The sequence below is a fragment of the Burkholderia multivorans ATCC BAA-247 genome, assembly GCF_000959525.1.
Classification (GTDB): domain Bacteria; phylum Pseudomonadota; class Gammaproteobacteria; order Burkholderiales; family Burkholderiaceae; genus Burkholderia; species Burkholderia multivorans.
Genome location: NZ_CP009832.1, coordinates 3,078,969 through 3,102,854 on the forward strand (window position 1 = coordinate 3,078,969; position 23,886 = coordinate 3,102,854).

General features: G+C 66.8%; 22 protein-coding genes and 1 pseudogene. 4 read left to right on the plus strand and 19 right to left on the minus strand.

The genetic code is table 11. The annotated features are described in order from the left end of the window. The first annotated feature begins 3 nt into the window (after window positions 1–3). Window positions 4–849 (plus strand): EcsC family protein, encoded by an 846-nt coding sequence (locus tag NP80_RS26755; protein ID WP_006406582.1) that lies wholly within the window; start codon window positions 4–6, stop codon window positions 847–849. Here the strand turns inward: NP80_RS26755 and NP80_RS26760 are convergent. Then, a complete protein-coding gene (locus tag NP80_RS26760) occupies window positions 819–1,787 on the minus strand; it encodes an alpha/beta hydrolase (protein WP_006398285.1) in 969 nt (322 codons plus the stop codon). The two genes, NP80_RS26755 and NP80_RS26760, sit on opposite strands and share 31 nt — an antisense overlap. An 89-nt stretch (window positions 1,788–1,876) precedes the next feature. Continuing rightward, a complete protein-coding gene (locus tag NP80_RS26765; RefSeq protein WP_006406584.1) occupies window positions 1,877–2,311 on the minus strand; it encodes a CHRD domain-containing protein in 435 nt (144 codons plus the stop codon). 509 nt (window positions 2,312–2,820) lie between these two features. On the opposite strand from NP80_RS26765, the gene NP80_RS26770 reads away from it, so the two are divergent. Further along, entirely contained in the window at window positions 2,821–3,822 is a 1,002-nt protein-coding gene (locus NP80_RS26770) for an outer membrane insertion signal protein (RefSeq protein WP_035488895.1), read from the plus strand. A gap of 21 nt (window positions 3,823–3,843) precedes the next feature. Here the strand turns inward: NP80_RS26770 and NP80_RS26775 are convergent, their stop codons facing one another. The 13 genes and pseudogenes from NP80_RS26775 to NP80_RS26830 form a co-directional block, all read right to left on the minus strand. Beyond that, window positions 3,844–4,617, minus strand: coding sequence for a class II aldolase/adducin family protein (locus tag NP80_RS26775; protein ID WP_006406588.1), 774 nt, complete (start codon window positions 4,615–4,617; stop codon window positions 3,844–3,846). Window positions 4,618–4,771: 154 nt separating this feature from the next. Further along, a complete protein-coding gene (locus tag NP80_RS26780; protein WP_006411558.1) occupies window positions 4,772–6,421 on the minus strand; it encodes a phospholipase D family protein in 1,650 nt (549 codons plus the stop codon). Window positions 6,422–6,598: 177 nt separating this feature from the next. Next, the gene (locus NP80_RS31175; protein ID WP_125902582.1) at window positions 6,599–6,796 is read right to left on the minus strand and encodes a hypothetical protein; all 198 of its coding nucleotides are present in this window, start codon (window positions 6,794–6,796) and stop codon (window positions 6,599–6,601) included. A gap of 46 nt (window positions 6,797–6,842) precedes the next feature. Continuing rightward, window positions 6,843–7,604: a metalloprotease LoiP gene (gene loiP / locus NP80_RS26785; RefSeq protein ID WP_006406591.1), complete on the minus strand. Its 762-nt coding sequence runs from the start codon at window positions 7,602–7,604 to the stop codon at window positions 6,843–6,845. Between the two features lie 162 nt (window positions 7,605–7,766). Continuing rightward, window positions 7,767–7,961: pseudogene (locus NP80_RS26790) on the minus strand (hypothetical protein); the annotation flags it as partial. Between the two features lie 89 nt (window positions 7,962–8,050). After that, window positions 8,051–8,794 (minus strand): acetoacetyl-CoA reductase, encoded by a 744-nt coding sequence (phbB, locus tag NP80_RS26795; protein WP_045594263.1) that lies wholly within the window; start codon window positions 8,792–8,794, stop codon window positions 8,051–8,053. Window positions 8,795–9,011: 217 nt separating this feature from the next. Further along, window positions 9,012–10,193, minus strand: coding sequence for an acetyl-CoA C-acetyltransferase (locus tag NP80_RS26800; RefSeq protein ID WP_035488888.1), 1,182 nt, complete (start codon window positions 10,191–10,193; stop codon window positions 9,012–9,014). Window positions 10,194–10,464: 271 nt separating this feature from the next. Next, entirely contained in the window at window positions 10,465–11,058 is a 594-nt protein-coding gene (gene phaP, locus NP80_RS26805; protein ID WP_006406593.1) for a TIGR01841 family phasin, read from the minus strand. A 457-nt stretch (window positions 11,059–11,515) separates the two neighbouring features. Beyond that, a complete protein-coding gene (locus NP80_RS26810; RefSeq protein ID WP_035488886.1) occupies window positions 11,516–12,280 on the minus strand; it encodes a ParA family protein in 765 nt (254 codons plus the stop codon). Window positions 12,281–12,603: 323 nt separating this feature from the next. Further along, window positions 12,604–13,230, minus strand: coding sequence for a DNA-3-methyladenine glycosylase (locus tag NP80_RS26815; RefSeq protein ID WP_006410429.1), 627 nt, complete (start codon window positions 13,228–13,230; stop codon window positions 12,604–12,606). A 267-nt stretch (window positions 13,231–13,497) separates the two neighbouring features. After that, a complete protein-coding gene (locus NP80_RS26820) occupies window positions 13,498–13,779 on the minus strand; it encodes a hypothetical protein (protein ID WP_106918432.1) in 282 nt (93 codons plus the stop codon). 606 nt (window positions 13,780–14,385) lie between these two features. Next, a complete protein-coding gene (locus NP80_RS26825) occupies window positions 14,386–14,934 on the minus strand; it encodes a single-stranded DNA-binding protein (protein WP_006398270.1) in 549 nt (182 codons plus the stop codon). 102 nt (window positions 14,935–15,036) lie between these two features. After that, on the minus strand, window positions 15,037–16,224 hold the full coding sequence (locus NP80_RS26830) for an MFS transporter (RefSeq protein WP_006406614.1): 1,188 nt from the start codon (window positions 16,222–16,224) through the stop codon (window positions 15,037–15,039). A gap of 270 nt (window positions 16,225–16,494) precedes the next feature. On the opposite strand from NP80_RS26830, the gene uvrA reads away from it, so the two are divergent. After that, a complete protein-coding gene (gene uvrA / locus NP80_RS26835) occupies window positions 16,495–19,380 on the plus strand; it encodes an excinuclease ABC subunit UvrA (protein ID WP_006411685.1) in 2,886 nt (961 codons plus the stop codon). Window positions 19,381–19,640: 260 nt separating this feature from the next. Further along, a complete protein-coding gene (locus NP80_RS26840) occupies window positions 19,641–20,726 on the plus strand; it encodes an AI-2E family transporter (protein WP_006406616.1) in 1,086 nt (361 codons plus the stop codon). 90 nt (window positions 20,727–20,816) lie between these two features. Here NP80_RS26840 and purU read toward each other — a convergent pair whose 3' ends face one another. The 4 genes from purU to NP80_RS26860 form a co-directional block, all read right to left on the minus strand. Further along, window positions 20,817–21,701 carry a formyltetrahydrofolate deformylase gene (purU, locus tag NP80_RS26845; protein ID WP_006411682.1) on the minus strand — a complete coding sequence of 295 codons (885 nt, stop codon included), beginning with the start codon at window positions 21,699–21,701 and terminating at the stop codon, window positions 20,817–20,819. Window positions 21,702–21,767: 66 nt separating this feature from the next. Beyond that, a complete protein-coding gene (locus tag NP80_RS26850; protein ID WP_006411684.1) occupies window positions 21,768–22,625 on the minus strand; it encodes an NUDIX hydrolase in 858 nt (285 codons plus the stop codon). Between the two features lie 5 nt (window positions 22,626–22,630). After that, window positions 22,631–23,245: a LysE family translocator gene (locus tag NP80_RS26855; RefSeq protein WP_006411686.1), complete on the minus strand. Its 615-nt coding sequence runs from the start codon at window positions 23,243–23,245 to the stop codon at window positions 22,631–22,633. A gap of 26 nt (window positions 23,246–23,271) precedes the next feature. Next, window positions 23,272–23,838, minus strand: coding sequence for an adenine phosphoribosyltransferase (locus NP80_RS26860; RefSeq protein WP_012212706.1), 567 nt, complete (start codon window positions 23,836–23,838; stop codon window positions 23,272–23,274). Between the last annotated feature and the right edge of the window lie 48 nt (window positions 23,839–23,886).

Sequence of the window (23,886 nt, forward strand, 5' to 3'; positions counted from 1 at the left end):
ATGATGGAACCGATTTCAATCACGCCCGACGCGGCGCCGCTCTCACCGCAGGATCGCGACGCGCTGCGGCGCGCGAAACAGGTGCTGGAAAGCCCGTCGCTGACGATGAAGCTGACCGGCGTGCTCGGCGCGCCGGTCGAGAAGATGATCGCCAAATTGCCGGATTTCGCGACCGGCAAGATCAACGACGCGACGCAGCTCGCGCTGCGCAAATGTCTGAACATCGCGCTGCGCACGCTCGGCAAGCCGCCGGCGCCGGACGCCGAGCCCGACAAGCCGAGCAACCTGCTGCACAAGCTCGCGGTCGCGACGACGGGCGCGGCGGGCGGCGCGTTCGGCTTCCTCGCGCTGCCGGTCGAACTGCCGGTGACGACCACGCTGATCTTCCGCTCGGTGTGCGACATTGCGCGCAGCGAGGGCGAGGATCTGACGTCCGTCGATACGCAGCTGCAGTGCCTCGCGGTGCTCGGGATGGGCGGCAATCCGGACAAGGATGCCGAAGACGCCGATCTCGGCTACTTCGTGCTGCGCGGCGCGCTCGCACAGGCGATCTCGAAGGCGTCGCAGGACATCGCGACGAAGGGGCTCGCCGCGCATAGCTCGGCGGCGGTGTTCAAGCTCGTGCAGGCCGTCGCGTCGCGCTTCTCGGTCCAGGTGACCGAGCAGATGGCGGCGAAATCGGTGCCGGCGATCGGCGCGGTGCTCGGCGCGACCGTCAACACGCTGTTCATCGATCACTTCCAGCAGATGGCGCACGGCCACTTCACCGTGCGCCGGCTCGAACGCAAGTACGGCACCGAGGTCGTGCAGGCCGCCTATCAGGCGATCGACGGCTCGCCGACGCGCTGAACCGCGCGCTCGACCGCCACGCGGCGCAGGAACGCGGCCGCGCGATCGAGCGCGTCGCGCGACTCCGGCAACATCGGCGTGTACAGCTGCCACACGTGCGGCATGCCCGGCCAGATTTCGATCTCGACCGGCACGCCGGCGGCCCTCGCCTTGTCGGCGACGCGACGCGAGTCGTCGAGCAGCACCTCGGTACTGCCAACCTGGATGTAGAGCGGCGGCAAGCCCGAGAAATCCGCGTAGAGCGGCGATGCGTACGGGTGCGTCGCGGGCGTGTCGCCGAGATAGAGCTTCGCGGCTTTCGGCAGCGCCGCACCGGCGAACATCGGGTCGATGCCGTCGTGCGTGCGCAGCGTGTCGCCGCTGCCCGCGAGATCGGTCCACGGCGAAAACAGGATCGCGCCGGCCGGCAGCGGTTCACCTGCGTCGCGCAGCGCGACGAGCGTCGCGAGCGCGAGGCCGCCGCCGGCCGAATCGCCGCCGAGCACGATCGACTCGGGCCGCGTGCCGAGCGCAACCAGCCGACGGTATGCGGCGAGCGCATCGTCGAGCGCGGCCGGAAAGCGATTCTCGGGCGCGAGCCGATAGTCGAGCGAGAACGAACGCACGCGCGCCCGCTTCGTCAGCCCGAACACGAGCGCGCGATGCGTCTTCGTCGAACAGAAGTAATAACCGCCGCCATGGAAGTACAGCAGCGTCGGCCCCGTCGCGCGACCGGCCGGCACGTCGGTGCGCTCGAGCCATTCGCCGCGCAGCGGTGCATCGCCGGCGCCGTAGCATTCGCGCAGCCGATAGCCGGACGGCGCACGGCGCGGCACGATCGTCCGCATCCGCAGATCGGTGAAGCGCCGCGCGCGGGCCGGGTCGAGCACCGGCCGCAGCGTCTCGGGACGGAACTGCCAGCGCAACAGCCAGCACGCCACTCTGCTTTGCCAACTCATCGGACACACTCCGCAATCGTAGTGTGACGATGGTACGTGCGATCGTTCGCGCGTCGCTGGACAGGAGGCTCTATATCAAACGGCGGCGCTCAGTTCGCCGGCAGCATCTGCCCGCGGATCTCGCCCGACGGATGCGCGCTCGTATGAACGTTGAAATACCATTTGCCGCCCATCAGGTCGGTGACCTGCGCGTCGGTGAGCTCGGCCGAACCCTTGATCGGGCTCGCAAGCGCGTCCTTCGGAATCGGCACTTGCACGCCCGCGTTCTGCCCGACCGGCGCCGGCCCATGAAAGTGGGCGGCCGTCGCGGGGCCCGTGAGGTTCGCGTACGTGACCGTCCAGCGCAGCGTATGGGACACCGTGTCGTAGCGCGCGTCGACCGTGCCCGAGCCGTGGCTCGTCGTCGGCGGCACCTCGCTCGACGGCTGGAGATTGGCGGACAGACGCACCGTTTCGGCAGCCGCGCCGCCGGCGACGAACGCGCCCGCGAGTAACGCGACCTGGAGCAAACGCAGCTTCGGCATGGAACCTCCTCGAACGACGTTGCGCACCGCGCGGCCGCGGCGCTTCGTGATGGTAGTCGATTGCCGACGATTCGGCAGCCGCCTCTACGCGACGCGGCGCGAGCCTGCCGCAACGAGGAACAGACCTTTGCAGCGCCGCACCTGAATCCGCATGCGGCCTTTCGCTACACTTCGGTCCACAGTTGCTTGTTTCCTTCGTCCGAAGGAGTCTGCGAGTATTCACGCGGCCGCCCGGCCGCGTTTTTTTTTCGTCGTCGCGTCGCCGCGCGGACGTCTGCGAAGCGAGCCGCTTCATGCGACCTGAAACGTATGCCGAATCGCACGGCGCACGCCGCGTGCACGGCCGCCGTACCAAAGACCGGAACGATACTGTGCGCGCGCTCGCAGACGATCGTTGTCACGATCGGTAATAGGCTGTTGTGCAAAGCCGCGTCGACATGCGGCGCGTCGCGCGGGACAATGTCGCGTTGTCGTCGTGACCTGAAAGAACCGTGCCGGCCCGCCTCCCGATGTCCCTCCCGCACCGATCTGTCCGTGTCCGCCCGATGCTGGCAGGCCTCTGTTCCGTCGCCGCGCTCTACGGCGCGCCTGCCGATGCGCAGGAATTCTCGCTGTTCGCCGGCTCGCTATGGGGTGCCGGCAACCGCTCGTACGCGTGGGCGTTCGATTATCAGGAAGGACTGAGCCCGCATACAGCGCTCGGCTTCACGTGGTACAACGAAGGCCACATTCCGGACCATCACCGCGACGGCCAGGCGATCCAGTTCTGGGGCCGCGTGCCGCTCGACGATCGGCGCTTCGTGGTGTCCGCCGGCGTCGGTCCCTATCGCTACTTCGATACCGTGCCGGCCGCCGCCGGACGCGGCTACTCGAACTCGCACGGCTGGGGCGTGCTGATGAGCGTGCGCGCCGCGTACTACACGTCGCATCGCTGGATTGCGCAGCTTCAGCTCAATCGTGCGCAGGTGTTCAGCGGCCCCGACACGACGTCGGTGATGTTCGGCGTCGGCTATCAGCTCGATGCGCCCGACACCCCGGGTCCGCGCGACACCGCGCTACCGCGCACGCGCAAGGTCACGAACAACGAGATCACCGCAATGCTCGGCGAAACGATCCTGAACAGCCGGTCTTCGCCGTCGTCGCTCGGCGGCAGTCTCGAATACCGGCGCGGCCTCACGCGCACGGTCGACTGGACCGCGACGTGGATGTACGAAGGCGCGAAGCAGGCGGTCCGCCGCAACGGGATCGCATCGCAACTGTGGCTCACGCGCGCGTTTCTGAACGACAAGGTCACGCTGGCGGCCGGCGCGGGCGCGTACTTCACCGTCAACCAGCGCAATCGCGACGGCCAGCCGGGGCCCGGCGACGGCCGGCTGTCCGGAATCGTGTCGATCTCCGCGAGCTACCGCCTGTCGGACCGCTGGCTCACGCGCCTGACGTGGAACCGCGTGGTCACGCGCTACAACCGCGACACCGACGTGATCCAGGCCGGCCTCGGCTACCGGTTCTAAGCGCCGCGGCGCAGCACGCGCCTACGCGCGGTAGCCGGGATCGATCCGGTCGACGATGCGCTGCAGCGCGTCGAACGCATCCTGCCCCGCACCGTGCCTGGGATCGAAGTTCAGCGAGTCGCGCACGCAGGCTTCGAGCACCGGCGGCGCGATCGGCAGCGCGTCGCCGATTGCATGCGTCGCGATCTGCACCTCGCACGCGCGGTTGAGCAGCCACATCAGCGAGAACGTCTGCGCGAGCGTCGCGCCGATCGTCACGGGGCCATGATTGCGCAGCAGCAGCACCGGCCGCCCGCCCGCGCTCTCGACGATCCGGCGCCCCTCGTCGAGACGCACGGTGATCCCTTCGAAGTCGTGATACGCGATCTTTCCGTACAGCTGCGCCGAATAGAAATTGGAGAACGACAGGCCGTCGCGCGAGCAGCACACGGCCATCGTCGGCGTCGTATGCACGTGCATCACGCAATGCGCGTCGGGCAGCGCCGCATGAATCGCCGCGTGGAATGTGAAGCCGGCCGGATTGATCGGCCAGTCGGAATGCCCGATCACGTTGCCGTCGATGTCGACCTTCACGAGATTCGACGCGCAGACCTCACGGTAATGGAGCCCGAACGGATTGATCAGGAAGTGGCCGTCCTCGCCCGGCACGCGCAGCGAGATATGGTTGTAGATCAGCTCGGTCCAGCCGAGATGATCGAAGATCCGGTAAGCGGCCGCGAGTTGCACGCGCGCTTGCCATTCGGCTTCGGAGAAACGGGCGGGACGCGTAAACGGCTGGTTCGGTACACGTTGCATGGGAAGCTCCGGTTGCATGCGCGAGCGCCGCGCGTGCGGCTTCGCGGCTGTCGAACGAGGCCGCCGCCGCGGCGCCCGTATCGTTGCGCACACAACCATAGCACCGATTCCCGCGCATCGGTATCGCGGTTTTCGCCGACGCGCTCGCGCCCCTTTAAAGCTGGTCGTCGACCGGCAGCAGCGTGAAGATGCCCGTCATGATGTTGCGCAGCAGCCCTGCATGCGGATCGATGTGATAGGTGCTCGGCTGCCCGTTGTCGACGCCCGTCCATTCGAGCGACGGCGGCCCGCCGCCGGCCGATTTCACGAGCGTCACGCGGTAGCTTTCGTCCGGCTGCGTCGCGCGCCTGAACAGTGCGGCGGTCTGCTGCGCGAGCGCCGGGCTGTGGATCACGAGCGCCAGTTCGGTGTTCAGATGCGCGGAGCGCGGATCGAGGTTCAGCGAGCCGATCACGAGGATCTTGCGGTCGATCACGTAAGCCTTCGCATGCAGGCTCGCGCGCGAACGCGAGCCGAACAGACGCGCACGCGGCTGATCCGGCTGCGCCTTGAACTCGTACAGCTCGATGCCGCGCTGCAGCAGCGGCACGCGATACGGCGCGTAGCCGGCCTGCACGGCCACCGCGTCGGTCGCGGCGAGCGAATTCGTCAGGATCGCGACGCGTACGCCGCGCGCGGCCGTATCGCCGAGAATCTTCACGCCCGCATCGTGCGGCACGAAGTACGGCGAGAACGCGAGGAATTCGTGCTGCGCGGCGCGCGTGAGTTCGACGAGACGCTGCATCGGCGGGCTCACATACTGATCGTTCGGCCGCGCGATCTTGTCCGGCGCGTCGACCTTGAACTCGGCCGGCGCCCATACGAGCCCGAGCTCGTCGCGCGCGATCTGCTGCGACAGCGGCGTCGCGTTCAGCGGCTTCGCGTTGTACGGATCGGCGTTCTTGCGCCAGTGCTCGCGCAGCTCGTCGCGCACCGCGTCGAGCTCCTTCGGCTTGAACGTCTGGTGATTCAGCGCGCGCAGCGGATAGCTGCTTGCGCTCGCCCAGTACGTGTCGAAGCTGTGCGAGATGTCGTCGGTCACGGGCCCGGCCGCGAGCACGTCGAGATCGCGGAACTGCAGCGTCGCGCTCGCGCTGAAATACTCGTCGCCGAGGTTGCGGCCGCCGACGATCGCGATCTGGTTGTCGGCGATCATCGCCTTGTTGTGCATGCGCCGCGTGAAGCTGTCGATGCGCGTGAGGAAGTCGGTCGTGCGGTGCATGACGCCCTGCCGCGACGCGCCGAACGGATTGAACACGCGGATCTCGATGTTCTCGTGCGTGTTCAGCGCGGCCATCACGCGGTCGATATCGTGGAAGTTCAGATCGTCGACGAGCATCCGCACGCGCACGCCGCGGTCGGCTGCGTACAGCGCCGCGCCGAGCAGCAGCTTGCCGGTCGTGTCCTCGGTCGCGATGTAGTACTGCATGTCGAGCGTCTTCGTCGCCGCGCGCGCGAGCGCGATGCGCATCTGCAGCGCCTCGGCGCCGTCGGCAAGGAGCCGGAAGCCCGACTGGCCCGGGTGCGCGGCCTCCGGCGCGGCGAGCGCGTCGCGCAGCGGCGTCGCGGTGCTCTGCGGCAGCGCGTGCGACACCGAACGTTCGAGTGCGGTCGCAGGCGGATGCGTCGCGCATGCGGCGACGAGCGGCAGCAGCGCGAACACGGTCAGCAGGCGCGCGATGCGCGTGCGCACGCAACGGACGGCCGGCGATGCACCGACGGGCGAACCGGCGGCCGGTGCGCGCCGGATAAGGGAGATGAGCACGAGCTTCCTCGACGGGCTGATCAATGGGTCGCACTCGCCGCGGCGCGCGGCTGACGGGCGGTTTCGGCCGATTCTAGTTGGCGCCCGGCGAAGCGGTCAATGTCGCACGCCCGGTGCCGCGAGGCGACGGCGCGCGGGCGCACCGTCCGGGGGCGTGCCGCGGGTGGTCCGATCCATTCACGGCGATTCGGTGTCGTGCCCGCTCATGTTCATGAGGGGCCGCATGCGCCGCGTGCGGCAAAGGCGGTTGGCGGCGCCGGTCGTCGACGAGCCGATCGCGCTCGCGAAGGCGTAGCCGCTGCCCGGCACGGCGCCGCAATCGCGTTGCTGCCAAAAAGAAAACCCCGCGTTCCGGAGAACGCGGGGTGTGCGCATGATCGCTGTGCCGGCACGCGCGCGGCCGGCGCGCGACTGCGATCGATCAGTTGCCCTTCGCGATGCGCTGCTCGATATGCTGCGCACGGCTCGCCGACGACGGATGCGAGCTCAGCATCGAGCTCTTGCCGCCGTCGAGCTGCGCGAGCTTCTGGAACGCGGTGACGAGGCCCTTCTGGCTCATCCCCTTCTGCTTCAGCAGATCGAACGAATAGTCGTCTGCCGCACTTTCCTGAGATTGCGAGAACTGCGCGTTGATGAACTTCTCGGTGATGTCGCCGAGCTGCGAGCTCGTCAGTGCCGCAACGCCCGGCGATGCCGCGCCGGCCGCGCTGCGCGCCGCGCTGACCGCATAGGCCGTCTGCATCGCCTTCTTCGAATGACCGAGTGCGACGTGGCCCATTTCATGGCCGATCACGCCGCGCAGCTCGTCGTCGTTCATCATGTCCATCAGGCCGCTGTACACGCGCACGCAGCCGTTGCCCATCGCCCACGCGTTGACGTCCTTCGTCAGATAGACCTTGTAGTCGACCTTGCGGCCGTTCAGCGTCATGTCGCCGAAGCCCTTCATCACCTTCGTCAGGCGCTTCGCGTATGCGCTGTTCGGCGCGGCGATCTTCGACTCGGCGTCGCTCGCCTTGCACGCATCGTTCGACAGCGCGGCGATGTCCGCGTCCGACAGCGTGGCCGCCTTGAACAGGTTCGTGCCGGCCGACGTCAGCCCGTTCGCGTCGAGATTCTGCACCCCGCCGCACGCGCTCAGCAAAAACGCGACGCCGCACGCCGCCACCGCTTTGTTCAATTGCATCCCGGATCCCTCGTTCGTTGTAGTTGGGACCGGCGATTGTGCAGAATCCAGGCAAAAATTACCAGACGTTTACGTCGAATGACGTTTTCCTTACCGATCGCGCGAAACGAACGGGGCGATTGGTGACGAGCGCGTCGTCAATCGCGCGATCGCGGCCGGTGCGCGCCCGCGCCGCGCGCGCGTGGCCGGCCGGCGCACGATGCATTTGCCGTACGCGACGAGCCAGCAGTCGTGATGATCGAAGTCCCGCAGCCGCCGCGCACGGCGCCGCTCGAGCCAGTGAAGTGCGATCGCGACCGTCAGCGCGACGGTCAGCGCCGATCCGCCGATCGCGAGTCCCATCCAGGTTTCACCCATGCGTCCTCCGGAACACGACGCCGGCGCCGACGAACGGCGCCGGCACGGGATACAGCACGAACACGGCCCGCGCGGCGGGCCGTCACGCGTCAGTGCATGTGCTGGCCGCCGTTGATGGCGATGTTCGACCCCGTCACGAAGCCCGCTTCCTCCGAGCACAGATACGCGACCAGCGCCGCGACTTCCTCGGGCTTGCCGAGGCGCCCGGCCGGAATCTGCGGGAGGACCTTCGTGTCGAGGATGTCCTGCGGAATCGCCATCACCATCTTCGTCGCGAGATAGCCGGGCGAGACCGTGTTGACGGTCACGCCCTTGCGCGCGACTTCGAGCGCGAGCGACTTCGTGAAGCCGTGCATGCCGGCCTTCGCGGCCGCATAGTTGGTCTGGCCGACCGATCCCTTCGAACCGTTGACCGACGAGATGTTGACGATGCGTCCCCAGCCGCGCTCGATCATCCCTTCGCAGATCGGCTTCGTCATGTTGAACACCGAGTCGAGGTTCGTGCGGATCACTGCGTCCCAGTTGACCTTGTCGAGCTTGCGCAGCGTCATGTCGCGCGTGATGCCCGCGTTGTTCACCAGGATGTCGATCGGGCCGACGTCGCGCACGATCTTCTCGACGCACTGCTGGCACGAGTCGTGATCGGCCACGTCGACGGGATAAGCGTCGAACTCGCGGCCGGCCGCCTGCATTTCGGTCAGCCAGCGATCCGCGCCCGTGTTGTTCGGCGAATACGTGACGACAACCCGGTGGCCCGCTTCGTGCAACCTGATGCTGATCGCCTCGCCGAGACCGCCCATCCCACCTGTCACAACTGCAATTCGCTTAGTCATCCTATTATTCACCAACAAAAAAAGTAATCGATGAGGCGGGACCGCGACGTGGCACACGCCGCCGCCCGCCGCCTCGGCTCGCCGCCGCCCGATGATCGGGCGACGTGCGCGCCGGAACGCGCGCCTGTTTTTCTGTATTGGTCAGACGCGCAAAGCCGTTGCCTGCATTCGCGACGCGCTACCGCGCCTCGCACGCAAGACGGCGCCTGGTCTCCTGCTAATCTCGTTCGACCGCCAGCGCGACGCCCATCCCGCCGCCGATGCAGAGCGACGCGAGCCCGCGCTTCGCATCGCGCTTGACCATCTCGTGCAGCAGCGTCACCAGGATCCGGCAGCCCGACGCGCCGATCGGGTGACCGATCGCGATCGCCCCGCCGTTCACGTTCACCTTCGACGTGTCCCAGCCCATCTGCTTGTGCACGGCCAGCGCCTGCGCCGCAAACGCCTCGTTGATCTCCATCAGGTCCAGATCGCCCGGCGTCCAGCCCGCGCGCTCCAGGCATCGGCGCGATGCCGGCACCGGGCCCATCCCCATCACGCTCGGATCCACGCCCGCGTTCGCATACGCCTTGATCCGCGCGAGCGGCGTCAGACCCAGCGCCTGGGCCTTCTGCGCCGACATCACGAGCACCGCCGCCGCGCCGTCGTTGATGCCCGACGCGTTGGCCGCCGTCACCGTACCGTCCTTCGCGAACGCCGGCTTCAGCCCCGCGAGCGACTCCGCCGTCACGCCGTGACGCACGAACTCGTCGGTCGCGAACTGCAGCGGCTCGCCCTTGCGCTGCGGAATCGACACCGGCACGATCTCGTCATTGAAGCGCCCCGCCTTCTGCGCCGCTTCGGCCTTGTTCTGCGACAGCGCCGCGAACGCATCCTGCTCTTCGCGCGTGATGCCGTATTCCTTCGCGACGTTCTCCGCCGTGATGCCCATGTGGTACTGGTTGTACACGTCCCACAGGCCGTCGACGATCATCGTGTCGACCAGCTTCGCGTCGCCCATCCGGAACCCGTCGCGCGAGCCCGGCAGCACGTGCGGCGCCGCGCTCATGTTCTCCTGCCCGCCCGCCACGACGATCTCCGCGTCGCCCGCGATGATCGCGTTCGCGGCCAGCATCACGGCCTTCAGCCCCGAGCCGCACACCTTGTTGATCGTCATCCCCGGCACCGCGCTCGGCAGTCCGGCCTTGATCAGCGACTGGCGCGCCGGGTTCTGGCCCGAACCCGCCGTCAGCACCTGTCCCATGATCACTTCGCTGACCTGCTCCGGCTTCACGCCCGCGCGCTCCAGCACCGCACGAATCACCGTCGCGCCCAGTTCGGGCGCCGCCACCTTCGCCAGCGAGCCGCCGAATTTGCCGACCGCGGTCCGCGCGGCCGATACGATCACTACGTCGGTCATGTTCAATCCCTGCATCAAATCGTTTGGTCCGGCGCCGGCACGAGCGATCGGCAAACGATGCAAACTGCACACGCTCGCCGCCTCGCGTCGCGATACGCCACGTACGGATGCGCGCCGACACACCGCAGCGCCAGCGCGCGCGATTCCCCGCACGGTCGCGCCGTGCGCCAGCGTCATCGAGGCAGCCGGAACGGTTCGCACCCGCGTGGCACACGCGGGGGCAATCGTCCGGCGCCGTTTCGGTCACGTCGCGCGAACGCGCGACGCGGGCTCAGGCCGCCGTTTCGCGCCCGGCCGCTTCCTTGCGAGCGGTCGCGGCAACCTGCTTGCCGGTGCGGGCGGCCGTCTCGGCAGCCGTCTCGCCAGCCGTCTCGAAGCTGCTCTGTGCGGCCTCCATCGCCTGCCCGGCGGCGGCGCGCACCGACTCCGCAGCTGCGCTCGCCGCGGACAGCGCCGAATTCAGCACGGCCACGACCGGTGCCGAACCGGCCGGTGCATGCTTGGTCAGCTCGCCGATCACATCCTTCATCCGAAGGTCGGCCTGTTCGTATTGTTCATGTGCGACCTTCGTCCATTCGACCTGCGTCGACACGGCGATGTCGAACAGATGGCGGCCGTACGCGACCGCCTTGCCGGCCGCTTCCTGCGGCGCGGCGACGCGCTGCGCGAAACCCGCGATCGGGTTCGTCGTGTTGAGCGCGTCCTTCAGCTTGTCCTCGTATTCCGCAAGCGCCGTCTTGGTCGCCTGCAGATTCAGTTCGACGACGGCCTCGAAACCGCGGATCGCCGGGCGGGCAATCGCAAACCAGGCGGCGACACCGGATTGATAATCGGCAACGAGTTTTTCGGGGGCAAATACAGACATCGGACACGCTCCTGTTGGCAATGCGAGAGGCGAGGAAAAGAAAATGGAAGCCAGATCGAGGTCCGGCTCCTTTATTTAACCACCGCTGCTAATTGGGCACCGGAAGTTCGAGGAGGCATTCTAAATCGATTAATTGTCGATTAAGTGGCATTAATGATAGGTATAAACCCTTATCCGCTCATCGAGATCCGTCGCCGCCGGCTTCCGGCTCCCGGCCTATGCCCGCGCCACTACGGGCCGACGCGCGCCGCCGTTACCTTTTTACTGGGTCAATCGCATGAACATTCAGCAAGTCTTACCCCGTCATTATTTCCGCTATTAGAAACAAGTACAGCCATCGAGTGATGAAGCAGTCGCTTATGTAATCGTTTTTTCGGAATTTACATTGAAACCGTTTTCTCGTTTATTAATGAAAGTTTCAATGATCGGATCAAATGACAAATACTTGCCGGTTTATTCAGCCGACTAATTCGCGGTGCAGCGCGCGAAATTCGTGCGCGAGCTTGTGAGTCGGTTCGAGATGGATGAGGGGAGTCGACTGCTGATGCGATTCACGGATTTTCACCGACGACGACAGCCGCGACGCAAGCACCGGCAGCCCTTCTTCCACGAGCTCGTCGACGAGCCGCTGAGGCAGGCTCGCGCGCGGCTGGAACTGGTTGATGACGATCCCCTCCACTTCGAGCGCCGCGTTGTGGTCCTGCCGGATCTCCTTCACGTTCTCGAGCAGCGTATACAGCGCCCGGCGTGAAAAGTCGTCGCAGTCGAACGGAATCAGGCAACGCTCGACCGCGATCAGCGCCGAGCGCGTGTAGAAGTTCAGCGCCGGCGGCGTGTCGATGTAGACGGCGTCGTACGCGTGCAGTTCGTTCAGCGCGTCGCGCAGCTTGTAGATCTTGTAGCGCGATTCGAGCTTGCCGTGCAGCGTGTCGAGATCGGGATGCGCCGGCATGACGTCGAGCTGCGCGAACGGCGTGGGATGGATGAACGACGCGACGTCGACCGGCCGGAAGCTGAACGTGAGCGCGGTGTCGAAGAAGTCCGCGACGCCCGGATGCGCGTCGGTCGCTCGTTCGCCGAGGAGGTAGCGTGTCGAATTCGCCTGCGCGTCGAGATCGACGACGAGCGTGCGCAGCCCTTCGCTTGCGCTGACTGCCGCGAGATTGCAGACGATCGTCGACTTGCCCACCCCGCCCTTCTGGTTGAATACGACCCGCCGCATCGTGTCCCCTGTCGATCGAGCTATCGAAACGGACAGCATACGCACGCGATTATGGCGATTGCGTGAACGCGGTGCGGGGTGCGGGGTGCGGGGTGCGGGGTGCGGGCTGCGGGCTGCGGGCTGCGGCTGCGGGCTGCGGGCTGCGGGCTGCGGGCTGCGGGGTGCGGGGTGCGGGGTGCGGGGTGCGGGGTGCGGGGTGCGGCTGATGCCGCCGACGAGGCTGATGAACCCGGCGCCGGTCATGTTGCAATTTCCGATGTTATACGTGCGCGCTGCATGCGAGTCGCATCGCCGATGCGCGCGCATGCGCGCCGCGTGCCCACCTACCGCTCGATCGCACGGGGCCCCGATACGTACGGATTGCCCGGCACGCTCCATCGCCACGGCAGATCCGTGCCGACGCGGATACCGATGCGCGGGCCGCCTTTCGCGTGCGCCGGCGGTGCCGTGCCGTCGTCGACGATCGCGAAGCCGTCGCACGCGCGCACGAGGTCGGCGCCGTCCTGCGCACCGGCGATGCCCATCGCTTGAGTGAGCCGAGCCGGGCCGCGACACAGGTCGCGATCGCGCATCTGCGGCGGACGCGCGGCGCGCATCCGCTCGATGCCGGACAGCGGTTCGAGCGCCCGGATCAGCACGCCGGTGCCGGCGCCGTCCGGGCCGCAGACGCAGTTGCAGCACCAGTGCATCCCGTACGTGAAATACACGTACATGTGCCCGGGCGGCCCGAACATCGTCGCGTTGCGCGGCGTCTTGCCGCGATAGGTATGCGCGGCCGGGTCGATCGCGCCGGCATAGGCTTCCACTTCGACGATCCGCCCTGCGCGACCGTCCGCGGACGCGAGAATCTTGTTCAGCAGCAGCGGCGCGACCGTCGGCGCGGCGCGATCGAAGAACGCACGCGACAGCAGGGTGCCGGGCCAGCCCGGCGTGCGCCTATTTCGCGTCATGAGGCAACTCCGGTCGATAGCGGCAGCGCCGAGCGCCGCCATGCGAAGCATAAGACAGGCGTCGATCGACGTGGCGGCCCGTCGCGGCGGGCGTCATGTGCGGATCGATTCTGGAGAAAAGCATGTCGAGATGCGGGGCGATGAGGTCGGGCAGTGTGTCGGTCACGTTCCGGACAGGCCGGACAACGCTCGTGGGCCGTCGTCAGGCACCGCGATCGTATCACCCCTCGTGACGCGGAATCGGCATGCCGCGCACGTGCCGGCCGACTATTGCTCTTCGCGTCGGGATCGGCGAATCAAGTGCCATTCCAAAAACGCGTTGTACGCGAAAAGAATCGCTGTCGTGAATGCCAGCCCTCCCGTCGTGAGCACGCCGGGCGCAACGACGCAGCTCAGTGCGGCTATCCCGACCGACATGGGCAGCGTTCTGCCGAAGGCGCCGAGCAGGATGGCAAACCATCCATCTCCATATTCAGTGCTGAATCTATCGGGATAGATGCCATACCTCAGAAGCTTCACAAGCGGCCTTTGAGAACGACGAAAGCGCATGAGGGCTCCGGACGTCTGAATCCATTGCAAAATACCGGTGTGCGAGCGTACAAAATGCCCGCACACGGCAGAACGAAAAATTGCCGATCAGTCAGATCCAGGCTTGCCCGAGAAAGGCTCCTGCGCCGCTCAACAACGCAGATTGCGGCCCACGGACCGCGCCGACCAGGGCTGCGCCTCCGACCGCAGCCCAATTGACGGGCGCTGGATTCGGCTGACAGGAAAGGGCACCGCCGACTTGTTGCAGTTCATTTCGATTGAGCTCACGCATTGATTCGGTCTCCATAAAAAGTGAATTATTGTCGGCGGTCTCCACCTCGCATTCAGCGCCGACGGTTCACTCTATCTGCAAATCCGCTGACAAAAAATATGGCTTTCCTCACGGTTACGAGGAAACTCCCTCGCCGCCCCCCAACCCAACGGAAATGACTCGAGACCGCACTGTGGCGGACTGTAAAGCGCGGCCTTCGAACTGGTCTCCCCCCGTCGACGACACGCCCCGACCGCCGCGACACGCTGCTGGCAGAAAGCTCGGAATCCCCGCCGCAAAAAGAAAAACCCCGCCAAAAGGCGGGGTTGATCTTCACGGGTTCCGCGTGCGGGAAATCAGAACGGAATATCGTCGTCCATCTCGTCGAAGCCGCCGCCAGCCGGCGCGCTCGGGCGGCTCTGGCCACCGCCGCCACCGCCACGCGCCGCGCCGCTTGCACGACCGCCACCGCCGCCGCGCTCCATCTGCTCGCCGCGACCGCCGCCGCCACCACCACCGTAGCCGCCGCCGTAACCGCCTTCGTCACCGCCACCGCCACCGCCCGAGCCGCCGCGGCCGCCGAGCATCTGCATCTGGTCGGCGACGATTTCGGTCGAATAGCGATCCTGGCCGTCCTGGCCTTGCCACTTGCGCGTGCGGATCCGGCCTTCGATGTAGACCGACGAGCCCTTCTTCAGGTATTCGCTGACGATTTCGGCGAGACGGCCGAAGAACGCGACGCGATGCCACTCGGTCATTTCCTTGAACTCGCCGCTCGCCTTGTCCTTGTAGCGGTCGGTGGTCGCGAGACGGATGTTCGCAACCGCGTCGCCGCTCGGCAGGTAACGGACTTCAGGATCGGCGCCGAGATTGCCGACGAGGATGACCTTGTTGACGGATGCCATGTGTTTCTCCAATAGATTCGATGCCGGGCCGCCCGCGGATCCAGTCGCGGGCGCCCGCCGGGCACGCCGGCAAGCACCGCCCGTGCCCGCCCGGATGAAGGATCAGGCCTTGCGCGGCGGTGCTTTCATGCTGGCCGCGATTATAAGCCACGCCGCGACGAGCCCCGAGCACGCGTAGAAGACGGTGTCCGCGCCGCCGTGCTTCAGCAGCCAGCCGCCCGCGATGCCGCCGAGCGCGAGCCCGACCGACTGCGTGGTGTTGTACACGCCCGTGGCCGCGCCCTTGCGCGAACCGGGCGCGAGCTTCGACACGAGCGACGGCTGCGATGCTTCCAGGATGTTGAAACCCAGGAAGTACACGAACAGAATCGCCGCCACAATCAGGATGGTATGCGGCGCGCTGCCGAGCAGCAATTGGCCGATCAGGATAGCGACGATGCCGCCGAGCAGCACCGGTTTCATCTTGCCCCGCTTTTCGGCGACGATGATCGCCGGCACCATCATCACGAACGCGAGCGCCATCACGGGCAGATAGACCTTCCAGTGCGACGCAACGGGCAGCCCGCCGTCGACGAGCAGGCGCGGTACGACGAGAAACAGCGCCGTCTGCGTCGCATGCAGCACGAGCACGCCGAAGTTCAGACGCAGCAGCTCGACGTTGTGCAGCACCTCGGCGAACGGCGCGGGCACGTGCACGGGCTTCGCGGCGTCGGGCACGACCCACAGCACGACGCCGATCGCCAGAATCGACAGCACGCCGACGATCGCGAACAGCCCGCTCATGCCGACCCAGTGGAACACGATCGGCGCGCCGACGATCGCGATCGCGAACGACACGCCGATCGAGCCGCCGACCATCGCCATCGCTTTCGTGCGGTTCTGCTCGGAGGTCAGATCGGCAATGAACGCGAGCACCGCCGACGACACGGCGCCCATCCCCTGAATCACGCGGCCGACGATGATCCACGTGATGTCGTGCGCGAACGCGGCGACGAAGCTGCCGAGCGCGAAGATCAGCAGCCCCGTCGCGATCACCGGCTTGCGGCCGAACCGGTCGGACGCCCATCCGTAGAAGATGTACAGCAGCGATTGCGTGACGCCGTACGCGCCGAGCGCGATGCCGACGAGCACCACGTTGTCGCCGCCCGGAATCGTTTTCGCGTAGACCGAGAACACCGGCATGATCATGAACAGCCCGAGCATGCGCAGCGCAAAGATCGCCGCGAGCGACGTGGTCGCGCGCAGTTCGGGCGCACTCATGCGGGAAGACGTGGCGGACGGATTGGACATCTGAATGAATTTCGAATGATCGGAGTGTCCGCCCGGCGGCAGGGGCGGAAAGATCAGGGCCGGGCAATCGGCGGGGCGCGATGCCGCGGCGTGCCGGCCGCCGGAGCGCCGGCCGCCGGAACGCCCGCCGCCGGAACCGCGCGGTGCGGCCGCTTTCCCGACGCGGAAGACGCCTTGCTGCCACCTGCTGCAAAGGCCGGAGGCCCCCGACGACGGTCTCGAAAAGCCGTTATAGTAGCAGGTTTGGTTTCCTCCATTTTCGCCAGGTTCATGGAACAGATTCGTATCCGTGGGGCGCGCACCCACAACCTGAAAAACGTCAATCTCGACCTGCCGCGACACAAGCTGATCGTGATTACCGGGTTGTCCGGCTCGGGCAAGTCCTCGCTCGCGTTCGACACCCTTTATGCCGAAGGCCAGCGCCGCTACGTGGAAAGCCTGTCCGCGTACGCCCGCCAGTTCCTGCAGCTGATGGAGAAACCGGACGTCGACCTGATCGAGGGGCTGTCGCCCGCGATCTCGATCGAGCAGAAGGCGACGTCGCACAACCCGCGTTCGACCGTCGGCACGGTCACGGAAATCCACGACTACCTGCGACTTTTGTACGCACGGGTCGGCACGCCGTACTGCCCCGATCACGACATTCCGCTCGAAGCGCAGAGCGTGTCGCAGATGGTCGATGCGGCACTCGCGCTGCCCGAGGAAACCAAGCTGATGATCCTCGCGCCCGTCGTCGCGAACCGCAAGGGCGAGCACGCCGAGCTGTTCGAGGACATGCAGGCGCAGGGCTTCGTGCGCTTTCGCGTGCGCTCGGGCGGCGGCACGGCGAACGAAGGCGTCGCGAAGATCTACGACGTCGATTCGCTGCCGAAGCTGAAAAAGAACGACAAGCACACGATCGACGTCGTCGTCGATCGCCTGAAGGTGCGCCCCGACATGAAGCAGCGTCTCGCCGAATCGTTCGAGACGGCGCTGCGTCTTGCCGACGGCCGCGCGATCGCGCTCGAAATGGACACCGACCGCGAGCACCTGTTCAGCTCGAAGTTCGCGTGCCCGATCTGCTCGTATTCGCTGCAGGAGCTCGAGCCGCGCCTGTTCTCGTTCAACAACCCGATGGGCGCGTGCCCGGAATGCGACGGCCTCGGCCAGATCACGTTCTTCGATCCGAAGCGCGTCGTCGCGCATCCGTCGCTGTCGCTCGCGGCCGGCGCGGTGAAAGGCTGGGATCGCCGCAACCAGTTCTACTTCCAGATGCTGCAGAGCCTCGCGGCGTTCTACGAGTTCGACATCGACACCGCGTTCGAGGATCTGCCCGAGAAGATCCGCAAGGTGCTGCTGTTCGGCTCCGGCAAGCAGACGATTCCGTTCTCGTACATCAACGAGCGCGGCCGCACGACGGTGCGCGAGCACGTCTTCGAAGGGATCATCCCGAACCTCGAGCGGCGCTACCGCGAGACCGATTCGGTCGCCGTGCGCGAAGAGCTGTCGAAATACCAGAACAACCAGCCGTGCCCGTCGTGCGACGGCACGCGCCTGCGTCGCGAGGCGCGCTTCGTGCGGATCGGCACGGGCGACCACGCGCGGGCGATCTACGAGATCAGCGGCTGGCCGCTGCGCGACGCGCTCGGCTATTTCGACGGGCTGACGCTCGAAGGCGCGAAGCGCGAAATCGCCGACAAGGTGATCAAGGAAATCGTCGCGCGCTTGACGTTCCTGAACAACGTCGGCCTCGACTATCTGTCGCTCGAGCGCAGCGCCGAAACGCTGTCGGGCGGCGAAGCGCAGCGCATCCGGCTCGCGTCGCAGATCGGCTCCGGCCTGACCGGCGTAATGTACGTGCTCGACGAGCCGTCGATCGGTCTGCACCAGCGCGACAACGACCGGCTGATCGCGACGCTCAAGCATCTGCGCGATCTCGGCAATTCGGTGATCGTCGTCGAGCACGACGAGGACATGATCCGCACCGCCGACTACGTCGTCGACATGGGTCCGGGCGCGGGCGAGCACGGCGGCGTGGTCGTCGCCGAAGGCACGCCGAAGCAGGTGCAGGCGAACCCGCAGTCGCTGACGGGCCAGTATCTCGTCGGCGCGCGCACGATCGACTATCCGGACGAGCGCATCGCGCCCGATCCCGAGCGCATGCTGCGCATCGTCGACGCGCACGGCAACAACCTGAAGCACGTGAACCTCGATCTGCCGGTCGGTCTGCTGACCTGCATCACCGGCGTGTCGGGCTCCGGCAAGTCGACGCTGATCAACGACACGCTCTATCACGCGGTCGCACGGCACCTGTACGGCTCGTCCGCCGAGCCGGCCGCGCACGAAGCGATCGAAGGGCTCGAGCATTTCGACAAGGTCATCAACGTCGACCAGTCGCCGATCGGCCGCACGCCGCGCTCGAACCCGGCTACCTACACGGGCGTGTTCACGCCGATCCGCGAGCTGTTCGCGGGCGTGCCGACCGCGAAGGAGCGCGGCTACGATCCGGGCCGCTTCTCGTTCAACGTGAAGGGCGGCCGCTGCGAGGCGTGCCAGGGCGACGGCGTGCTGAAGGTCGAGATGCACTTTCTGCCGGACGTCTACGTGCCGTGCGACGTCTGCCACGGCAAGCGCTACAACCGCGAGACGCTCGACGTGCAGTACAAGGGCAAGAACATCAGCGAAGTGCTCGACATGACCGTCGAGCATGCGTACGAGTTCTTCAGCGCGGTGCCGGTCGTCGCGCGCAAGCTCAAGACGCTGCTCGACGTCGGCCTCGGCTACATTCGCCTCGGCCAGTCGGCCACCACGCTGTCGGGCGGCGAAGCGCAGCGCGTCAAGCTGTCGCTCGAGCTGTCGAAGCGCGACACGGGCCGCACGCTGTACATCCTCGACGAGCCGACGACGGGCCTGCATTTCCACGACATCGCGCTGCTGCTCGAAGTGATCCATCGGCTGCGCGACCAGGGCAACACGGTCGTGATCATCGAGCACAACCTCGACGTCATCAAGACGGCCGACTGGGTGATCGACCTCGGCCCCGAAGGTGGCGCCGGCGGCGGCCAGATCATCGCGCAGGGCACGCCCGAGCAGGTCGCGAAGACGAAAGCGAGCTTCACCGGCAAGTACCTCGCGCCGCTCCTCAAGCGCCCGACGCGCAAGGTCGCCGCAGGCTAAGCGCCCCGCTCGCCCGGCGCGCAGCGGCCGGGCAACGCTTGCGCCACGACGGGCGGCCGCCGCGCCGCCCGTCGTCATTTCCGCTTCGTGTCATTCCGCGCACGCCAAACGGCCCGTTCGAGCCCATAATGGCGGCTATACTTTACGGCCGTAAGCTTGGTAATCCGCACCAGGCCGGTGCATCGGCGGCGATCGGCCGCCCGGGATGGCTCGGAGCCGCTGCGCAGCCCGCACGCGCTCCTGCCGACAAGGAATTGACGATGGAGAAGCAACAAGAGCCGGCGCGCGATGCGCAAAGCCGCGAGCCGCACCTGCGCAGCGTGCGGCTCACGAGCGACTTCAGTCTGCCGAAGCTGTCGGCGATCGAAATCGGCAGCTACGTGTTCGCGCTGGCCGCGATGTGGCTCGTCCTCGATCTGAAGCTGCTCGGCGGGCTACTCGCCGGGCTGCTCGTCTATCAACTGATCCATACGATCGCGCCGGTGATCGAGCGCCACACGACGAGCATGCGCGCGCGCTGGGTCGCGGTCGTGCTGCTCGCGATCGCGATCGTCGGCGCGCTGACGGGCCTGTCGATCGCCGTCGTCGAGCACTTCGAGCACACGGTGCCGAACCTGCAGGCGCTGCTCGGCCAGCTGATGCAGATCGTCGAACAGACGCGCGCGCGCACGCCCGCATGGATCGCGAACGTGCTGCCGGTCGACGTCGAGCAGATGAAGGCGAAAGCCGCGGTGCTGATGACCGCGCACATGGATCAACTGCAGCAAAGCGGCAAGAACGTCGCGCGCGGCTTCGGCCACGTGCTGTTCGGGATGATCATCGGCGCGATGATCGCGATCGGCGTCGAGCACGGCAAGGTGCGCCGGCCGCTGTCGACCGCGCTCGTCACGCGCGTGTCGCGCTTCGCCGACGCGTTCCGCCGGATCGTGTTCGCGCAAATCAAGATCTCGGCGATCAATGCCGCGTTCACGGGCCTCTACCTGCTCGTCGCGCTGCCGATCTTCCACGAGCGGCTGCCGCTGTCGAAAACGCTCGTGCTCCTCACCTTCATCGTCGGGCTGCTGCCGGTGATCGGCAACCTCGTGTCGAACACGCTGATCGTTGCCGTGTCGCTGTCGGTCAGCATGGGCACCGCGATCGCGTCGCTCGCGTTCCTCGTGATCATCCACAAGCTCGAGTATTTCCTCAACGCGAAGATCATCGGCGGCCAGATCGAATCGCGCGCGTGGGAGCTGCTGCTCGCGATGCTGATCATGGAAGCCGCGTTCGGGCTGCCGGGCATCATCGCCGCGCCGATCTTCTATGCGTACATCAAGCGCGAACTGCAGATGCTGCGGATGATCTGACGCCGCGCCGCACGCGAAAAAAAACGCCGCGCCCCCGAATGTCGAGGGCGCGGCGTTTCTCGTTTGGGCGACGCGTGCCGAAGCGGCCGCTCAGCGGAACACGACCGTCTTCGTACCGTTGAGCACGATGCGATGCTCGACGTGCCACTTCACCGCCCGAGCGAGCGTCACGCATTCGACGTCGCGGCCGATCGCGGTCAGCTGGTCCGGCGTCATGCTGTGATCGACGCGCTCGACCTCCTGTTCGATGATCGGCCCTTCGTCGAGATCCGTCGTCACGTAGTGCGCGGTCGCGCCGATCAGCTTCACGCCGCGGTCGAACGCCTGATAGTAAGGCTTCGCGCCCTTGAAGCTCGGCAGGAACGAGTGATGGATGTTGATCGCGCGGCCCGCGAGCCGCTCGCACATGTTCGGCGACAGGATCTGCATGTAGCGCGCGAGCACGACGAGGTCGGCCTGATGCTCGTCGATCACGTCGAGCACGCGCGCTTCCTGCGCGGCCTTCGCGGCATTGGACGAACCGCCGACCAGCGGGAAGTGATGGAACGGGATGTCGTAGCTCGCCGCGAGCTGGTAGAAGTCCTTGTGGTTCGACACGATCGCCGGAATCTCGATCGGCAGCTGGCCCGTGCGATAGCGGAACAGCAGGTCGTTCAGGCAATGGCCGATCTTCGACACCATGATCACGACGCGCGGTTTCACCGACGCATCGTGCAGTTCCCAGCGCATCGCGAACTGCTCGGCGAGCGGCGCGAAATCGTCGCGCAGCGTGTCGAGCGCCGAGGCGGCATCCCGGCCCGCGCCGTCCTGTTCGAAATGCACGCGCATGAAGAACTCGCCGGTGCGGCTGTCGCCGAACTGCGCGGAATCCAGAATGTTGCTGTTGCGCTCGAACAGAAAGCCCGAGACCGCGTGGACGATGCCGTGCCGGTCGGGGCACGACAGTTTCAAGATAAAGCTGTGATCGGTCGACATGACCGTACTCCCTTCGTTTCCGTATTCGTCAAATGGCTCGCGTGGGCCGCGCGGCCGCGAGCCGCGTCAGGCGGCCGGCGCGAACAGCGCATCGAGGCCCGCCGCGTCGGCGGCCGGCAGCCAGCCGTGACGCAGCAGCGTGTCGAGCGTCGCGAGGCTCGCGTCCATCGTCGCGTGCCCGTCGCGCAGCCAGCCGATCACCTCGGGCACGCCGGCCAGCAGATGTTCGGCCACTTCGCCGTCCTGGTTGTGCGGCGCGAAGTCGTGCGGCAACGGCAGGTCGTACACGAAGATCAGTTCGGACTGCGTGCCCTCCGGCAGCGAGCACTGCACCTGCACCGCGCGGCCCGCGATCGCGCGCGCCGCGAGTTCGGCCGGGATGCCGGCCTCTTCCCAGCATTCCTTCACCAGCGTCTCGCGCACGCCGAGCCCCCAGCCGATGCCGCCGGCGACCACGTTGTCCAGCATGCCGGGGTCGGTCGCCTTCGTCGCGCTGCGGCGGCCGAGCCACAGCTGCGGCGTGCCTGCCGCGCCGGGCGAAACCGCATATTCTACGATGCCGTTCACATGCACCGCATAAGTCTGCGTGCCGAAGAAGCGCGACGCCGCGCGCTCGATGTAGGCGAGCGGCGGATCGTCGAAGCGGTTGCGAATCGCATAGATCTCGTCGCGCCAGCCCGGAATCGCGCCTTCTGCCGCCAGCGCGCCGATCGCGCTCGCGAGCGCCATGCTGCGCGCGTCGACGGTGTCGTAGCGATCGGACAGCACGACGCGCGCGTCGGACAGTTCGAACACGTCGGGCCAGCGCGCGAGCCGCGCGACGTCGCGGCGGCGGATCCAGCCGACCGCCGCCCCGGCGATTTCGAAGCGCACGTGCGCGGACGGATCGAAGCGGCGCGCGGCCGCGATGCACGGAAAGGTCATCGTCGTCAGTCCTTCAGCGCCACGCGGATGCCGATCGCGATGAAGGTCGCGCCGGCGAGACGGTCGAGCCAGACGCCGGCCTTCGGACGGCGCTTCAGCCACGCGCCGATCGCGCCCGCGCCGACGCCGAACAGCGAGAAGATCGCGGCCGTCTGCAGCATGAAGAGCGCACCGAGCTCGAACATCTGCAGCGTCACGCTCTGCGCGCCGTGCGGATCGACGAACTGCGGCAGGAACACGACGAAGAACAGCGTGACCTTCGGGTTCATCAGATTGCCGATCACGCTCTGCCGGAAAATCGCGCCGAGCGGCTGCGGCGGCCGCGCATGCGCATTCGCGAGGCCGTGGCTGCGCAGCGCCTTGATGCCGATCCAGACGAGATACGCGGCGCCCGCGAGCTTCAGGATCTGAAACGCGATCGGCGACGAACGCAGCACGGCCGCGACGCCGAGCGCCGCGAGCGTCGTATGGAACAGGATGCCGGCCGTGAAGCCGAGCGCGGCGACGAAGCCGGCCGCGCGGCCCTGCGAGATGCCGCGCGCGAGCACCTGCAGGTTGTCGGGACCCGGCGCGAACGTGATCGCGACCGACGTGGCGAGAAACAGCATGAAGTTCGGCATCGTGGGCTCGCTGCGTGAGCCGGCGCTCAGTGGCCGGCGAATTCGGTGACGGTATAGACGGGCAGCCCCGCATTGCGCAGCAGCGCCGAGCCGCCGAGATCGGGCAGATCGATGATCGCCGCGCCTTCGACGACGACGGCGCCGAGCCGTTCCAGCAGGTTGCGTCCGGCCATCATCGTGCCGCCGGTCGCGATCAGGTCGTCCATGATGATCACGCGGTCGCCCGGCTTGCACGCGTCCTCGTGAATCTCGACGGTCGCGCTGCCGTACTCGAGCTCGTACGATTCCGAACGCGTCTTGTACGGCAGCTTGCCGACCTTGCGGATCGGCACGAAGCCGACGCTGAGCTCGTACGCCACGATCGGCGCGATGATGAAGCCGCGCGCGTCGAGCCCCGCGACGTAGTCGAGCTTCGCGTCGACATAGCGCTCGACGAACAGGTCGACGAGGATGCGCAGCGCCTTCGGGCTCTGCAGCAGCGTCGTGATGTCGCGGAACATCACGCCGGGCTGCGGCCAGTCGGGCACCGTGCGGATCTGGCTGTGAATGAAGGCGACCGGATCGAGCGGCGCGCCCGATGACGAATGCGACATGAAACTCTCCGAAAAAAACGGTGCGCGAAGCTCGGGCACCGTTTCGAA

Coding starts and splice junctions, on each gene's coding strand:
- NP80_RS26855 (WP_006411686.1), bottom strand. CDS start 23,245: ATGCCGAACTTCATGCTGTTTCTCGCCACGTCGGTCGCGATCACGTTC.
- purU (WP_006411682.1), bottom strand. CDS start 21,701: ATGTCGACCGATCACAGCTTTATCTTGAAACTGTCGTGCCCCGACCGG.
- NP80_RS26860 (WP_012212706.1), bottom strand. CDS start 23,838: ATGTCGCATTCGTCATCGGGCGCGCCGCTCGATCCGGTCGCCTTCATT.
- NP80_RS26755 (WP_006406582.1), top strand. CDS start 4: ATGGAACCGATTTCAATCACGCCCGACGCGGCGCCGCTCTCACCGCAG.
- NP80_RS26765 (WP_006406584.1), bottom strand. CDS start 2,311: ATGCCGAAGCTGCGTTTGCTCCAGGTCGCGTTACTCGCGGGCGCGTTC.
- NP80_RS26760 (WP_006398285.1), bottom strand. CDS start 1,787: ATGAGTTGGCAAAGCAGAGTGGCGTGCTGGCTGTTGCGCTGGCAGTTC.
- uvrA (WP_006411685.1), top strand. CDS start 16,495: ATGGAACAGATTCGTATCCGTGGGGCGCGCACCCACAACCTGAAAAAC.
- loiP (WP_006406591.1), bottom strand. CDS start 7,604: ATGCAATTGAACAAAGCGGTGGCGGCGTGCGGCGTCGCGTTTTTGCTG.
- NP80_RS26775 (WP_006406588.1), bottom strand. CDS start 4,617: ATGCAACGTGTACCGAACCAGCCGTTTACGCGTCCCGCCCGTTTCTCC.
- NP80_RS26770 (WP_035488895.1), top strand. CDS start 2,821: ATGTCCCTCCCGCACCGATCTGTCCGTGTCCGCCCGATGCTGGCAGGC.
- phaP (WP_006406593.1), bottom strand. CDS start 11,058: ATGTCTGTATTTGCCCCCGAAAAACTCGTTGCCGATTATCAATCCGGT.
- NP80_RS26810 (WP_035488886.1), bottom strand. CDS start 12,280: ATGCGGCGGGTCGTATTCAACCAGAAGGGCGGGGTGGGCAAGTCGACG.
- NP80_RS26850 (WP_006411684.1), bottom strand. CDS start 22,625: ATGACCTTTCCGTGCATCGCGGCCGCGCGCCGCTTCGATCCGTCCGCG.
- NP80_RS26840 (WP_006406616.1), top strand. CDS start 19,641: ATGGAGAAGCAACAAGAGCCGGCGCGCGATGCGCAAAGCCGCGAGCCG.
- phbB (WP_045594263.1), bottom strand. CDS start 8,794: ATGACTAAGCGAATTGCAGTTGTGACAGGTGGGATGGGCGGTCTCGGC.
- NP80_RS26830 (WP_006406614.1), bottom strand. CDS start 16,224: ATGTCCAATCCGTCCGCCACGTCTTCCCGCATGAGTGCGCCCGAACTG.
- NP80_RS26825 (WP_006398270.1), bottom strand. CDS start 14,934: ATGGCATCCGTCAACAAGGTCATCCTCGTCGGCAATCTCGGCGCCGAT.
- NP80_RS26800 (WP_035488888.1), bottom strand. CDS start 10,193: ATGACCGACGTAGTGATCGTATCGGCCGCGCGGACCGCGGTCGGCAAA.
- NP80_RS26820 (WP_106918432.1), bottom strand. CDS start 13,779: ATGCGCTTTCGTCGTTCTCAAAGGCCGCTTGTGAAGCTTCTGAGGTAT.
- NP80_RS31175 (WP_125902582.1), bottom strand. CDS start 6,796: ATGCGCACACCCCGCGTTCTCCGGAACGCGGGGTTTTCTTTTTGGCAG.
- NP80_RS26815 (WP_006410429.1), bottom strand. CDS start 13,230: ATGACGCGAAATAGGCGCACGCCGGGCTGGCCCGGCACCCTGCTGTCG.